The following is a 13,429-nucleotide window of genomic DNA, read 5'->3' as shown; positions in this document are numbered from 1 at the left end:
TACTCAAGTACATTGCATTCCCCCGGAGTCTCACCATGCTCAAAGCAGCCATCGTCCTGATGCTGATTGCCACGGTTGTCAGCCTGTTCAGCGGCCTGTTTTTTCTGGTCAAGGACGACAGCAGCTCAAAACGCCTGGTTACCGCCCTGAGTGTTCGTGTCGGCCTGGCTGCCATCACCGTCGGCTTGATTGCCTGGGGATTCTTCAGCGGCCAGTTGGTGTCCAGCGCCCCTTGGTAAGTGCCGCCTCAAAGCACGTAAACGAAGACAAACAGGCCAATCCATACCACATCGACGAAGTGCCAATACCAACTGGCCGCCTCGAAGCCGAACTGGTGATCGCCATCGAAATGCCCACGCATGATCCGCATCAGCATCACGAATAGGATGATCGTGCCGATGGTCACGTGAGCGCCGTGGAAACCGGTCAGCATGAAGAAGGTCGCGCCATACACGCCTGAGCCCAGGGTCAGCCCCAGTTCGTGATAGGCGTGGATGTATTCCTTGGCCTGGAAGCTGAGGAACGCACAGCCCAGCAGTACCGTCAGCGCCAGCCAGAGCTTCAGTGCACCGCGATGGCCCTTTTTCAAGGCATGGTGGGCGATGGTCACCGTGACGCTGGAACTCACCAGCAACACCGTGTTCAGCAACGGCAAGCCCCAGGGGCTGATGACTTCCTTGGGCGGCGGGAAGAGTGTCGGGTCAGGGGTGTGCAGCAGCGGCCAGGCGAACTGGAAATTCGGCCAGAGCATGTGCGCGATGCCCTTGCCGCCCTCACCGCCGAGCCACGGCCCGGACAGGTTGCGCACGTAGAACAGCGCACCGAAGAAGGCGATGAAGAACATCACCTCGGAGAAAATGAACCAGCTCATGCCCCAGCGGAACGAGCGATCGAGCTGCGAGCTATACAACCCTGCGCGGCTTTCCTTGATCACCGTGCCGAACCAGCCGAACAGCATGTAGGCCAGCAACAGACCGCCAACGAAGAAGATCAGCGGGCCATGGGATTCAGGGCGCGCTGCCTTGAGGTCGTTGAACCAGGTGGCCAGGCCAAATACGGTGACGAACATGCCGATCGTGGCAATGATCGGCCATTTGCTCTGGGCGGGAACGTAATAATGCTCATGACTTGCCATTTATTGTTCTCCTTATCGGGCACGCTTGAACGCCTCAAGGACCGGCATTGGTGTTGGCCACGACCGGTGGATGACGTGCGGTAATATCGAACAGCGTGTAAGCCAGCGTCAGGTGCTTCACATCCTTGGAAATCTCACGGTCAACGATGAAACGGACGGGCATTTCGATTCGTTCACCGGGTTGCAGCACCTGCTGGGTGAAGCAGAAGCACTCGGTCTTGTGGAAATACACCGCTGAGTCGCCTGGAGAAATGCTCGGTATCGCCTGCGCACTCATCGGGTGATCGGTCGGGTTGCGGGCGACAAAGATCATCTCGTTCACCGCCCCCGGATTGATCACCATGTCGTCGGCCTTGGGATAAAACTCCCAGACCATGTCCACGGCGTTGGTCGACAGAAACTGCACGCGGATTTGCCGCGATTTATCGACCACCTGCTCGCCTTCGTACTGCCCGGCGGTTTTGCCGTTGATGCCGAATGCCTTGCACATCACGTCGTAGATCGGTACCAGGGCAAACCCGAAGACAAACATGCTGGCCACCACTAACAGCAGCCGGGTGACCAGCTTCTTCATGGAAATAGAGTCAGCCATGACGGCGGGCCTCAGCGGCTATAACGTTCATTTCACTTCCGGTGGCGTGACAAAGGTGTGATACGGCGCCGGCGACGGCACGCTCCACTCCAGGCCTTCTGCCCCTTCCCAGGGTTTCGCCGGGGCTGCCGGACCGCCACGGATGGTCTTGATCACGATGAACAGGAAGAAGATCTGCGTCGCCCCGAAGGTGAACGCACCAATCGACGACACCATGTTGAAGTCGGCGAACTGCAGGTTGTAGTCCGGAATCCGCCGTGGCATACCCGCCAGGCCCACAAAGTGCATCGGGAAGAAGGCCATGTTCATGCCGATGAACGACAGCCAGAAGTGCAGCTTGCCGAGGGTTTCGTCGTACATGTGGCCGGTCCATTTCGGCATCCAGTAGTAGGCCGAAGCGAAGATCCCGAAGATCGCCCCCGGCACCAGCACGTAGTGGAAGTGTGCGACCACGAAGTAGGTGTCCTGGTACTGGAAGTCCGCCGGGGCGATGGCCAGCATCAACCCGGAGAACCCGCCAATCGAGAACAGGATCACGAACGCCACGGCAAACAGCATCGGTGTCTCGAAGGTCAGCGAGCCCTGCCACATCGTGCTGACCCAGTTGAACACCTTGACCCCGGTGGGCACCGCGATCAGCAGCGTCGCGTACATGAAGAACAGCTCGCCCACCAGCGGGATGCCGACCACGAACATGTGGTGCGCCCAGACGATGAACGACAGGAAGGCAATACTCGCCGTGGCGTAAACCATCGAGGTGTAGCCGAAGAGTGGCTTGCGAGAGAAGGTCGGAATGATCGAGCTGACGGCACCGAACGCCGGCAGGATCATGATGTACACCTCGGGGTGGCCGAAGAACCAGAACACGTGCTGGAACAGCACCGGATCACCGCCACCGGCAGCGCTGAAGAAGCTGGTGCCGAAGTGGATATCCATCAGCATCATGGTCACGCAACCCGCCAGCACCGGCATCACCGCGATCAACAGGAACGCGGTGATCAGCCAGGTCCAGACGAACAGCGGCATTTTCATCAGGGTCATGCCCGGGGCACGCAGGTTGAGGATGGTGGCGATCACGTTGATCGCGCCCATGATCGAACTGATACCCATCAAGTGGATGGCAAAGATGAAGAAGGTTACGCTTTCCGGCGCGTAGGTCGTTGATAGCGGGGCGTAGAAGGTCCAGCCGAAGTTCGGTCCGCCACCCGGCATGAACAGCGTCGACACCAGCAGCAGGAACGCTGCCGGCAACAGCCAGAAGCTGAAGTTGTTCATCCGCGGCAGGGCCATGTCCGGCGCGCCGATCATCAGCGGGATCATCCAGTTGGCGAGGCCGACAAACGCCGGCATCACCGCACCGAAGACCATCACCAGACCGTGCATGGTGGTCATCTGATTGAAGAATGCCGGTTCGACGATCTGCAGGCCGGGCTGGAACAACTCGGCGCGAATCACCATGGCGAACGAGCCACCCAGCAGGAACATCATGAAGCTGAACCACAGGTACAGCGTGCCAATGTCTTTGTGGTTGGTGGTCAGCACCCAGCGCATCAGGCCCTTGGCCGGACCATGGACGTGGTTGTCGACGATTGCATGACCGTGGTCATCGTTCACAGCATTCATGGCCTGTCTCCTGCAAACGGGTGGGCTGGGCGGCTCGGGGTGATTAGCCCCAAGCGTTCAAGGGAACACGCAATAGACCGGGTCATTTGCTTGCCGCCTGTTTGAGGGCCAGTACGTCTTTAGGGGTGACCATGTCGCCTTTGTTGTTGCCCCAGGCATTTCGTTCGTAGGTCACGACGGCCGCGATATCGACTTCCGACAGCTGCTTGCCGAACGCCGCCATGGCGGTGCCGGGTTTGCCGAAGAACACACGATGCAGATGGTCTTCTATTGGCCCGGTCGCGATGGGCGAACCTTTGAGTGCCGGGAACAGCGGTGGCATACCCTGGCCTTCAGGCTGGTGACAGGCAGCACAGGTGGTGTGATAAATCTTGTCGCCGCGTTCCTTCAGCTCGTCGAGGGTCCACTCTTTACTGGTCAGCTCCTTGAGCTTGGCGGCGTCGGCTTTGCGCTCAGTCAGCCAGGTGTCGTAGTCGGCCTGGGTTTTGACGTCTACCACAATCGGCATGAAGCCATGGTCCTTGCCGCACAGTTCGGCGCACTGGCCACGGTAGATGCCGGGCTTGTCGACGCGGGTCCAGGCTTCGTTGACGAACCCTGGAATCGCATCGCGCTTGACCGCAAACGCCGGCACCCACCACGAGTGGATGACGTCGGCAGAGGTCACCAGAAAGCGCACCTTGGCACCGATCGGTAGCACCAGCGGCTGATCGACTTCCAACAGGTAATTTTCGCCTTTGGCACTTTTGTTGTGGATTTGCTCTTGCGGTGTGGCCAGGTTGCTGAAGAACTCGACGTCCTGACCCAGGTATTTGTAGTGCCACTTCCACTGATAACCGGTGATCTGGATATCTATATCCGGCTCACTGGTGTCATACATCTTGATCAGGGTCGCGGTCGCCGGAACGGCCATGGCGACCAGAATGATGAAAGGCACCACGGTCCAGAGGATCTCGACCGTCGTACTTTCATGGAACTTGGCGGCCACCTGCCCGGTGGAGCGTCGATGCAGCATCATCGACCAGAACATGGCGCCGAAAACGATGATGCCGATCACCACACAGATCCAGAAAATGGTCATGTGCAGGTCGAATACTGCGTGACTGACTTCAGTCGCTCCAGGCGCCATATTCACAGTCCAGGCCGCTTGCGCCTGACCGAAAATCGACCACAACAGGAGGCCCATCCAGACATGTGGATGTCGCATCATTGCGGGTTCCCCTTATCGTTCTTGTTATCCCGCCGGCTAACACCGACGGCAAGGGAGCGGCTTTTTCAGACTACGAACTTGAATCGCCGGGCCTTGCTGCCTACGCAGTCGGGCGTCATCAGCTAACTCCATTCAGATCCGAGTATAGACAGCGAGTGCGCCCCCGCAATGCGATGGCGTAAATGAGCTGAAACACCTGACACTTGCGCCACAGGCCACGGATGGAGAAGGATGTGGGATTGGTGATGGCAAATCGATATAACGCAGTGGCATGAAAGGTGAAATAATTATGACAAATACGTCTTAGCCACTTGTATAAGCAGGCTAACTTATGTCTTCCCCTATTTCCTTGCATTCGTTTCCTGGAGTTTTCATGAACACCGCCGCATTGCGCGAGCAGATTCAACGTGCACAACAACATGAAGCCGAAACCGGTCAGCTGACCCGTCAGCTGGAAGTCCAATTGCCGCACCTGCATTCATCCATTCAATTGCCAGACATCGACGCCAAGGGCGTGATGACCCGTTTTGTCACTGCTTATATAGAACAAGTGCCGGACTTGCTCGACGCTGCCAACGACGTAGCGCGCGAAGCGGGGATCGAGTCGCAGATCAAACCGGTGCTGAAAATCGCCGAGCAGTTCTTCCTCCAGCCACCGGCAATCATGGCCGGTCACGTTGGTCTGGATGGTCTGTTGGACGAAGCCTATCTGGCGCATCGCCTGGTAGAAGAGGTTAACGACCTCTACATCAAACATTTCGGCCAGCCACTGATCCCATTGGACATGACTGTCGCCAACCTGATTGCCCACCAACTGATCGGCGAGGACTTCGCCAATCAACTGGATGAGGCTGTACATCACGCCGTCGACGAGATGCTGAATGAAGAAAGCTTCGCGCTGGAATCCGTCGAAGCCTACCGGGAAAAGCTCAACAGCCCGGACACTGGCGCCGCCTGGAAGCGCTGGCCGTGTTTGTCGCGCCAGCTGGGCGTAGGTCTGGAACTGGATCAACCAGCCGCTTGATCCGCAGCGTCTAAAAGATCGCAGCCTTCGGCAGCTCCTACGGATGAATGTAATTCTCTGTAGGAGCTGCCGGAGGCTGCGATCTTTTGCTTTAAACCCTGACGGATCCCATCCCCACGGTTGTCCGCAGTCGCCCCTCCAGCCTGCGCTTCAAACCGCGCGCCTCGATCAACAATTTCGAGCCTTTGCTGGCATTGGCCCGCCCCCACTCCTCAAGCAATTCAAGGCATGAGTGGTCGATATAACTCAGGTTATTCAGCGGCACATGCACCGTCGCGCCCGCCGGAATAGCCCCCAGCACCCGGGTCAACGCCGGCACCTTGAGAAAGGTCGCAGCCCCCATCAATCGCAACTCCATTTCGCCCTCTGCCGGAAGGTCGACCAGGCTGATTTTCAGCCGCGAAGCCTTCCAGGCCAACTTCGCCAGGGTCAAGCCAAAACCGACCAGCACCCCCGTCAGCAAGTCGCTGAAGATAATCGCCAGCGCGGTCACCGCGTAGGTAATCATCGGCATCCGGCCATACCGTCCCAGTCCGCGAAACGCCTTCAAATCCACCAGTTTCACCCCGGTGTACACCAGCACGCCTGCCAGACTGGCAACCGGGATGCTTTGCAGCACACTGGACAGCAGCAACACAAATGCCAGCAGCCAGACACCGTGAAAAATCGCCGATAACCGCGTTTTGGCGCCGGCCTGTACGTTGGCTGAGCTGCGCACGATCACGCCCGTCATTGGCAGAGCGCCGACCAGACCGCAGAGCATGTTGCCGATGCCTTGGGCGGACAGTTCGCGGTCGAAATCCGAACGCTCGCCGCTGTGCATGCGATCTACCGCAGCGGCCGAAAGCAGGGTTTCGGCGCTGGCAATGAAAGCCACGGCGAATGCGGCGATCAGCAGGTTGGGGTCGGCCAGATTCAACAGGTCGGACGGTTTCAGCCAGTCAATCGCCTCGGCCAGGTTAGCCGGGACTTCGACCCGCTTGACGTTCAATGCCAGCGCCAGACTGGCAAGGGTCGCCAAACCAACGCCGAGCAAGGCGCCGGGAATAAAGCGCAGCGCTTGCGGGCGAAATTTCTCCCACAGTCCCATGACCAGAATCGTCGACAGCCCAAGCAGACCGGCCTGCCAACCCAGCCCGCCACCCAGCGTCGGCAAGGCTTGGGCAACGGCCGCCGGAAACCCGCTGAGGTTGTCCAGGCCTGAGGGTTTAGGGACTCCGTCGAGCATCACATGTATCTGCGACAGCACGATCAGCACCCCGATGCCTGCCAGCATGCCGTAAACCACCGCTGGCGCCGTCACGCGGAACCAGCAGCCCAGCCGCAAACGCCCGGCCACCAGTTGCAGAAACCCGGCCAGTAGCAAAATCGGCCCGAGCATCGCCACACCATGCTGGCGCACCAGTTCAAAGACCAATACCGCCAGCCCTGCGGCCGGACCACTGACTTGCAGCGGCGAACCCGCCAGCCAACCGACCACCAGGCCACCGATAATCCCGGTGATCAGGCCCTTGGCCGGCGGCATGCCGGAAGCGATTGCAATCCCCATGCATAAGGGCAGGGCGACCAGAAACACCACCACCGAAGCCAACAGCTCCCGTGGCAAAACAGCTTTCAATTGCGCAGCACGCATTTGCGTTCTCCTGAGATTCTTCAGGCGTGGCGAAGCCCGACCGCTTTTTCAGCAGTCTTGGCCAAACCAGACAAGGTGTTTAGGAGGATTTAGAAGCGCGCTTTGGGCGTCGCCACGGGAATCGGATGACTGCCGTCCAGAGGCAGGAAGCAGCCCTTATCCGCGTCGTAGGCTTTTATTTCGCTGGTTTCGATACTGTAGACCCAACCATGGATAAACAGCTGACCGTTGGCCATGCGCGAGGCCACTGAGGGGTGAGTGCGCAAATGCTGCAACTGGGCGATGACGTTTTCTTCGGTCAGCACCTGCATGCTTTCGTTTTCGTCAGCGCAATGGCAGTTTTCCTGGACCATGGTTTTAGCGACTTCGGCGTGACGTAGCCAGGCTTTGACCGTGGGCATTTTTTCCAGGCTTTGCGGATTGAGTACAGCACGCATGGCACCGCAATCGGAATGCCCACAAATGATGATGTGCTGCACGCCAAGAGCCAGCACTGCATATTCGATGGCCGTGGAAACCCCGCCGTTCATCTGGCCATAGGGCGGCACTACGTTGCCAACGTTGCGGGTGACAAACAGATCGCCAGGAGCGCTTTGGGTAATCAATTCGGGAACGATGCGAGAGTCCGCGCACGCAATGAACATCGCCCGGGGCCGCTGAGCCGTGGCGAGTTTCTTGAAGAGTTCTTCCTGTTGCGGGAAGACCTCGTGGTGGAAGTGTAAAAAACCGTCAACGATGTGCTGCAGCGCTGCATCGGCGCTTTCGGCCTCGGGCAGGGCGGAAGCCGACGCAGCCAACGGCTGTTTATCCTTGTCACTCATGATTCATCCTCTTTGACGGAGTAGGGAAATTTTCCCGTTTTACCTGGGATAAAGCCAGCGACTGGTAAGGAAACATCCAGATCGCCGGTCAGTGACCATCCAGTCACTCGATGAACAAGGTAACCACCGAAACTTAACTCAAACTGAATCAACCGCTCTAGAACGTACGTTCCAGGTTGAAAAAACGTGACCAGAGTACCAACGCCTAGCGTTTTCCACTACTCAACCATAGGCCAATTGTTGCTAAAGCAACGACATTTGAGCACCGGGCGGACAAAAGGCTGTGCAGTCCAGGTTGAAGCCTTCACGTTGATTGAGCCCAAGACGTTTTATTGTTTTGGCGAAGCGTTGCGCCAACAGATCGGCGAACGGTCCTTCGCCACGCATCCGAGCGCCAAAGCGGCTGTCATACAGTTCACCGCCACGGCTTTGGCGGATCAAGCTCAATACATGGGCTGCACGCTGCGGATAGTGGGCCGCCAGCCACTCCTCGAACAGCGGCGCCACTTCCAGCGGCAGACGCAGCATCATGTAGGCCGCACTCTGCGCACCGGCCGCGTGAGCTTCGGTCAGCAGGCTTTCCAGTTCACTGTCGTTGATCATCGGGATCATCGGCGAACACAAAACACCTACCGGAATCCCGGCCTCACGCATGACCCGAATCGCCCGCAACCGCGCCTTCGGGGCGGCCGTTCGCGGCTCAAGGATGCGCTTGAGCTCATCGTCGAGGCTGGTCAGGCTGATCATCACCGCCACCAGCCGCTGTTCGGCAAGCTCACCGAGCAGATCCAGATCACGAAGAATCAACGAGCCTTTAGTGATGATCGTCACCGGATGCCGGTAACGCAGCAGCACCTGGAGAATCCGCCGGGTGATTTTGTGTTCACGCTCGATCGGCTGATAGGGATCGGTATTTGAGCCCAGGTTGATCGGCGCACACTGATAACCACGCTTGGAAAGCTGCTGCTCCAACACGTCGGCAGCGTTGCTTTTAGCGATCAGCTTCGTCTCGAAATCCAGCCCGGGCGACAGGTCCCAATAGGCATGACTGGGTCGTGCATAGCAGTAGATGCAGCCGTGCTCGCAACCTCGATAGGGGTTGATCGAACGATCGAAGGGCAGGTCGGGCGAGTTGTTGCGGGTGATGATGGTTTTCGCCGTCTCGATGCACACCTCGGTGCCTTGGGTCAGTGGTGCTTCCTGGTACCAACCATCGTCTTCGACCACCGAACGGTTCGGTGCAAAGCGATTGTGCGGGTTGCTGGCGGTCCCGCGTCCCCGAGGTGGCAAGGGCGTGAACATTGGAAAAACCCTCATGACTGTATGCACATACAGTATCGGAAGATCCAATGTCAGGCCAGTGCCGTTCGGCACCTTCAGCGAAAAGATCAGGCTAGCCGCCTACCCACTCTATATAACTACTTGCTAACCACGCTATATACGCAAGAATGAGAAACATATAAGCATTGGTCATCCGATAAAGATAACCCGTACTATCCTTGGCACACGCACCACCATACTGAATAACCATTAAAAGGATTTAACAATGTCTTTCTTTAATCAACGCGGTATCTTTCTGCAACTAATGCAGCCGGGTCCTTCTGAACCCAACACCCTGGTTTCACTGCAACTTGCCCGTAAAGAACTTGGTTGGGATGCGGACAATGAAATGCAAACCGAGACGCTGGTGAAATCGATTTTCATGACGGCGGTTTCCAGCGACGGCGGGCGCTCCTTCACCCTCGGGGCCGTGCGCAAGGATGTGGACGGTGATGGTGATATTGATGCCGAGGACAAAGCCAAGCTGCTGGCGCTGGCCAAAGCCTATGCCAATATTGTAAATCCCTGATGGGACCTGATTCGGTACTTTATAATACCGATTGAAACTCAGAAACTAACGCCGGCGAAAACAGATTCGCAGGCGTTAGTTATTTCAATTTAAAACCACCAAAAACATTTAACTAATTACCCAAATCGCTTAATAATTTTTTTCACCTTTAAAACTCACCCCATCCCCCCTTCTGATCCGACAAACACGCGACAACTGCCATCCTCGTAACAGTCGAAGGCACCCTCAGGCTTAACGATTCTTTGACAAGCACCTCACAGAGCTTTGACTGCTCAGGGTTCAGGCTGGGATTTAGTCACCCATTCCTTCATCCACGGCTCCCTGACTCATGTCGAAAAACCACCTCTTGCTCGCACTGTGCCTGTCGCTCATGGCGTTATTTGCGTTCGATCAGGTTCTGGCCGAGCAAACCCAATCCATCCGTCCTACAGAATGGGCCCAGCCGGTCGAAGCGCAGTACGGCCTTTACCAGATGTCACCAACCCTCTATCGCAGCACACTTCCCGATCACGGAGCGCTGCCATTGCTGGAAAAACTCCAGATTGCGACGGTGATCAACTTTCTGCCCGAGTCCGACGCAAGCTGGCTATCGACACCCGGCATCAACCTGGTGCAATTGCCGTACAAGACCAGCGATGTCGATGACAGCGAGGTGCTCAGTGCATTGCGGGCCATTCAAACCGGTCAAAGCAAAGGCCCGGTGTTGATCCATTGCAAACGCGGATCGGATCGCACTGGCCTGATGGCTGCGATGTACCGCGTGGTGGTACAAGGCTGGAGCAAGGAAGACGCCCTCAACGAAATGACCCAGGGCGGTTTCGACGACAACACCCACTTCAAGAACGGCATTCGCTACATGATGAAGGCAGATATCGACAAACTGCGTACCGCACTGGCCAACGGCGATTGCAGTACCAGTGTGTTTGCGACCTGCTCGATGAAAAGCTGGTTGAAAACGGTCAATAGCGAAAAACCGAAGATCTGAGGGGCGCGCCACAACCAGACCCGGCCCCAAGCAGGCAAGGAGGGGGTCGTGAACATACAATCGAGGAGTGTGGCGTCAGTCGATAAATACCGCCCTTGAGCGCTCAGGCTCAAAGGCGGATTACCAAGCGCCGGGTGATCAGGAGTGATCGTCGGACTTTTTCTTCAGCTTCGGATTGGGAAAGAACTGCACAGCCTGGACCTTGGCGTCCGGGACTTTCAACGCGGTGGTATTGACCCGCGTACCCAATTCCTTGGGCACTGACAGACCTTGCTCGTTCAGCGTGTCGGAATAACCACAGGCCACGCATTCGCGGTGCGGCACCTCGTCTTCGCTCCACATCATCAACTTGTCCGGCTCGCTGCACGCCGGGCAGACTGCCCCGGCGATGAAGCGTTTCTTGGTTTTGCTCACTGGCGCGTCACTCATGCTGCCGCGTCCTCGTCGAGGCCGCTGTGGCGCAAGAGTGCGTCAATCGACGGCGCACGTCCGCGGAAATCGACGAACAGCACCATCGGCTCCTGAGAACCGCCGCGGGCCAGGATCGCCTCGCGGAACGCACGACCGGTGGCGGCATTGAGCACGCCGTCTTCCTCGAACTTCGAGAAGGCATCGGCCGACAGCACTTCAGCCCACTTGTAGCTGTAGTAACCCGCCGCGTAACCGCCAGCGAAGATATGCGCGAAGCTGTTAGGGAAACGGTTGTAGGCCGGCGGACGCATTACCGAAACCTCGTCGCGCACGCCTTCAAGCACTTGCAGTACGCTGCGACCGTCGCCATGGGTAGCGTGCAGCTCGAAGTCGAACAGCGAGAATTCCAGCTGGCGAACCATCATCAGTCCGGACTGGAAGTTCTTCGCGGCGAGCATTTTTTGCAGCAGGTCCTGCGGCAGTGGCTCGCCGGTTTCGTAATGACCGGAGATCAACGCCAGGCCTTCGGGCTCCCAGCACCAGTTTTCCATGAACTGACTTGGCAGCTCGACCGCGTCCCACGCCACGCCGTTGATCCCGGACACACCGGAATATTCAACGCGGGTCAGCAGGTGATGCAGGCCGTGACCGAATTCGTGGAACAGCGTGGTGACTTCATCGTGGGTCAACAGGGCAGGCTTGCCACTGTCGGCCGGGGTGAAGTTGCACACCAGATTGGCCACCGGGCTTTGCAATACACCTTCAGCGGTGCGGCGACGGTCGCGGGCGCCGTCCATCCAGGCACCGCCGCGCTTGTTGGCACGGGCATACAGGTCGAAGAAGAAGCGCCCGACGTGTTCGCCGTTTTCCTTGATTTCGAACAGGCGAACGTCCGGGTGCCAAGTATCGAAGCCTTTCAGCTCGGCGATTTCGATACCGTACAGACGCTGGACGATGCCGAACAGGCCGCTCAGGACTTTATCGATCGGGAAGTACGCACGAAGCGCTTCCTGAGCAACGCTGTAACGCTGTTCACGGAGTTTTTCGCCGTAGAAACCGCTGTCCCAGCTTTGCAGATCAGGGCAGCCCTGTTCGGCAGCGTAGGCTTTGAGTTGTTCCAGATCCTGCGCGGCGAACGGTTTGCTGCGCTTGGCCAGGTCGCGCAGGAAGCTCAGCACCTGATCGCTGGACTCAGCCATTTTGGTCGCCAGGCTCAGCTCCGAGAAACTGGCGAACCCCAGCAGCTTGGCCAGCTCCTGACGCAGGTCGAGGATCTCTTCCATCACTGGGCTGTTATCGTTCTGACCGGCGTTCGGGCCTTGGTCCGACGCACGGGTGCAGTAAGCGGCGTAGACTTCTTCGCGTAGCGCGCGGTCTTGGGCGTAGGTCATCACCGCGTAGTAGCTCGGGAATTCCAGGTTGATCAGCCAGCCTTGCAGATCTTTGGCTTGGGCCGCAGCAGCCATTTGCGCCTTGGCCGAATCGGTCAGGCCGGCGAGGGTGGCCTCATCGGTGATGTGTTTGGTCCAGGCCTGGGTGGCATCGAGCAATTGGTTGGAGAAATGGCTGCCCAGCTCGGACAGCTTGCTCTGCACCTCGGCGTAACGTTTTTGCTCAGCTGCCGGCAAATCGATACCCGACAAACGGAAGTCACGCAGCGCGTGTTCCAGTATGGTTTTTTGCGCGACATCGAAACCGGCCGCTTCCGGGCTATTGACCAGCGCTTCATAGGCCTGGAACAGTTCGCGGTTCTGGCCCATTTCAGTGGCGTAGGCGCTCAGCGCCGGCAGGCAGGACTCGTAAGCCTCACGCAGTTCGGCACTGTTGCACACCGCATTCAGGTGACTGACCGGGCTCCAGGCTGCGCCCAGGCGATCGTTCAGTTCGTCCATCGCCAGTACCAGACCCGCCCAGGTAGGCTGTTTGCCCTGGCTCTTGAGGATCTCGGCGATGGCGGCGCGGTTGTCCGCGAGGATCTGTTCGATGGCCGGTTGTACGTGCTCGGCGCGGATCGCCGAGAACGGCGGCAGGTCGTAGGGCTGCAAAAGAGGATTGTTCACGCTCACGGTTGGCACCTTGGCTGGAAGAAACATGCGGCCATCTTAATTACAATCGACGCCAACCGCAGCTATCAACAACAGAGAGA

At 58.0% G+C, this 13,429-nt stretch carries 13 protein-coding genes; 4 read left to right on the top strand and 9 right to left on the bottom strand.

All coding sequences use genetic code 11. The annotated features are described in order from the left end of the window. Positions 1 to 35: 35 nt before the first annotated feature. On the top strand, positions 36 to 239 hold the full coding sequence (locus tag KRR23_RS26630) for a twin transmembrane helix small protein (protein ID WP_019694466.1): 204 nt from the start codon (positions 36 to 38) through the stop codon (positions 237 to 239). 8 nt (positions 240 to 247) lie between these two features. Here KRR23_RS26630 and KRR23_RS26625 read toward each other — a convergent pair whose 3' ends face one another. From KRR23_RS26625 to coxB, 4 genes are all read right to left on the bottom strand, one after another. Continuing rightward, positions 248 to 1,135 (bottom strand): cytochrome c oxidase subunit 3, encoded by an 888-nt coding sequence (locus tag KRR23_RS26625; protein ID WP_054594932.1) that lies wholly within the window; start codon positions 1,133 to 1,135, stop codon positions 248 to 250. Positions 1,136 to 1,169: 34 nt separating this feature from the next. Next, positions 1,170 to 1,727, bottom strand: a complete 558-nt coding sequence (locus tag KRR23_RS26620; RefSeq protein WP_216744867.1) for a cytochrome c oxidase assembly protein — start codon at positions 1,725 to 1,727, stop codon at positions 1,170 to 1,172. 27 nt (positions 1,728 to 1,754) lie between these two features. Continuing rightward, positions 1,755 to 3,350 (bottom strand): cytochrome c oxidase subunit I, encoded by a 1,596-nt coding sequence (gene ctaD / locus KRR23_RS26615; RefSeq protein WP_103314896.1) that lies wholly within the window; start codon positions 3,348 to 3,350, stop codon positions 1,755 to 1,757. Between the two features lie 82 nt (positions 3,351 to 3,432). Next, a complete protein-coding gene (gene coxB, locus KRR23_RS26610; RefSeq protein ID WP_216744866.1) occupies positions 3,433 to 4,560 on the bottom strand; it encodes a cytochrome c oxidase subunit II in 1,128 nt (375 codons plus the stop codon). Between the two features lie 373 nt (positions 4,561 to 4,933). On the opposite strand from coxB, the gene KRR23_RS26605 reads away from it, so the two are divergent. Next, positions 4,934 to 5,584, top strand: a complete 651-nt coding sequence (locus tag KRR23_RS26605; RefSeq protein ID WP_216744865.1) for a hypothetical protein — start codon at positions 4,934 to 4,936, stop codon at positions 5,582 to 5,584. Positions 5,585 to 5,675: 91 nt separating this feature from the next. On the opposite strand, the gene KRR23_RS26600 is transcribed toward KRR23_RS26605, so the two are convergent. The 3 genes from KRR23_RS26600 to KRR23_RS26590 form a co-directional block, all read right to left on the bottom strand. Further along, on the bottom strand, positions 5,676 to 7,217 hold the full coding sequence (locus KRR23_RS26600) for a SulP family inorganic anion transporter (protein WP_216744864.1): 1,542 nt from the start codon (positions 7,215 to 7,217) through the stop codon (positions 5,676 to 5,678). Between the two features lie 89 nt (positions 7,218 to 7,306). Further along, a complete protein-coding gene (locus KRR23_RS26595) occupies positions 7,307 to 8,038 on the bottom strand; it encodes a carbonic anhydrase (RefSeq protein WP_054594926.1) in 732 nt (243 codons plus the stop codon). A gap of 243 nt (positions 8,039 to 8,281) precedes the next feature. Further along, positions 8,282 to 9,340 (bottom strand): PA0069 family radical SAM protein, encoded by a 1,059-nt coding sequence (locus KRR23_RS26590; RefSeq protein ID WP_216744863.1) that lies wholly within the window; start codon positions 9,338 to 9,340, stop codon positions 8,282 to 8,284. 244 nt (positions 9,341 to 9,584) lie between these two features. Between KRR23_RS26590 and KRR23_RS26585 the strand changes: the two genes are divergently transcribed. Continuing rightward, positions 9,585 to 9,887, top strand: a complete 303-nt coding sequence (locus tag KRR23_RS26585) for a hypothetical protein (protein ID WP_216744862.1) — start codon at positions 9,585 to 9,587, stop codon at positions 9,885 to 9,887. 328 nt (positions 9,888 to 10,215) lie between these two features. After that, positions 10,216 to 10,872, top strand: coding sequence for a dual specificity protein phosphatase family protein (locus KRR23_RS26580; protein WP_216744861.1), 657 nt, complete (start codon positions 10,216 to 10,218; stop codon positions 10,870 to 10,872). 138 nt (positions 10,873 to 11,010) lie between these two features. On the opposite strand, the gene KRR23_RS26575 is transcribed toward KRR23_RS26580, so the two are convergent. Together KRR23_RS26575 and prlC are read right to left on the bottom strand one after the other, a co-directional pair. Continuing rightward, positions 11,011 to 11,301 (bottom strand): YheV family putative zinc ribbon protein, encoded by a 291-nt coding sequence (locus KRR23_RS26575; protein ID WP_216744860.1) that lies wholly within the window; start codon positions 11,299 to 11,301, stop codon positions 11,011 to 11,013. After that, complete coding sequence (gene prlC / locus KRR23_RS26570) at positions 11,298 to 13,376, bottom strand: oligopeptidase A (protein ID WP_216744859.1); 2,079 nt, start codon at positions 13,374 to 13,376, stop codon at positions 11,298 to 11,300. Before prlC ends, KRR23_RS26575 begins: the two co-directional genes overlap by 4 nt. Positions 13,377 to 13,429: the final 53 nt, after the last annotated feature.

Source organism: Pseudomonas sp. CVAP#3, from assembly GCF_018986375.1.
Taxonomy (GTDB): Bacteria; Pseudomonadota; Gammaproteobacteria; order Pseudomonadales; family Pseudomonadaceae; genus Aquipseudomonas; species Aquipseudomonas helvetica.
This window is presented reverse-complemented; position numbering and strand designations above follow the sequence as displayed.

Excerpts from the sequence above, each read along its gene's own strand:
- KRR23_RS26620 (WP_216744867.1), bottom strand. The coding sequence starts at position 1,727 with ATGGCTGACTCTATTTCCATGAAGAAGCTGGTCACCCGGCTGCTGTTA.
- KRR23_RS26590 (WP_216744863.1), bottom strand. The coding sequence starts at position 9,340 with ATGTTCACGCCCTTGCCACCTCGGGGACGCGGGACCGCCAGCAACCCG.
- KRR23_RS26575 (WP_216744860.1), bottom strand. The coding sequence starts at position 11,301 with ATGAGTGACGCGCCAGTGAGCAAAACCAAGAAACGCTTCATCGCCGGG.
- KRR23_RS26605 (WP_216744865.1), top strand. The coding sequence starts at position 4,934 with ATGAACACCGCCGCATTGCGCGAGCAGATTCAACGTGCACAACAACAT.
- ctaD (WP_103314896.1), bottom strand. The coding sequence starts at position 3,350 with ATGAATGCTGTGAACGATGACCACGGTCATGCAATCGTCGACAACCAC.
- KRR23_RS26600 (WP_216744864.1), bottom strand. The coding sequence starts at position 7,217 with ATGCGTGCTGCGCAATTGAAAGCTGTTTTGCCACGGGAGCTGTTGGCT.
- prlC (WP_216744859.1), bottom strand. The coding sequence starts at position 13,376 with ATGTTTCTTCCAGCCAAGGTGCCAACCGTGAGCGTGAACAATCCTCTT.
- KRR23_RS26580 (WP_216744861.1), top strand. The coding sequence starts at position 10,216 with ATGTCGAAAAACCACCTCTTGCTCGCACTGTGCCTGTCGCTCATGGCG.
- KRR23_RS26595 (WP_054594926.1), bottom strand. The coding sequence starts at position 8,038 with ATGAGTGACAAGGATAAACAGCCGTTGGCTGCGTCGGCTTCCGCCCTG.
- coxB (WP_216744866.1), bottom strand. The coding sequence starts at position 4,560 with ATGATGCGACATCCACATGTCTGGATGGGCCTCCTGTTGTGGTCGATT.
- KRR23_RS26630 (WP_019694466.1), top strand. The coding sequence starts at position 36 with ATGCTCAAAGCAGCCATCGTCCTGATGCTGATTGCCACGGTTGTCAGC.
- KRR23_RS26585 (WP_216744862.1), top strand. The coding sequence starts at position 9,585 with ATGTCTTTCTTTAATCAACGCGGTATCTTTCTGCAACTAATGCAGCCG.
- KRR23_RS26625 (WP_054594932.1), bottom strand. The coding sequence starts at position 1,135 with ATGGCAAGTCATGAGCATTATTACGTTCCCGCCCAGAGCAAATGGCCG.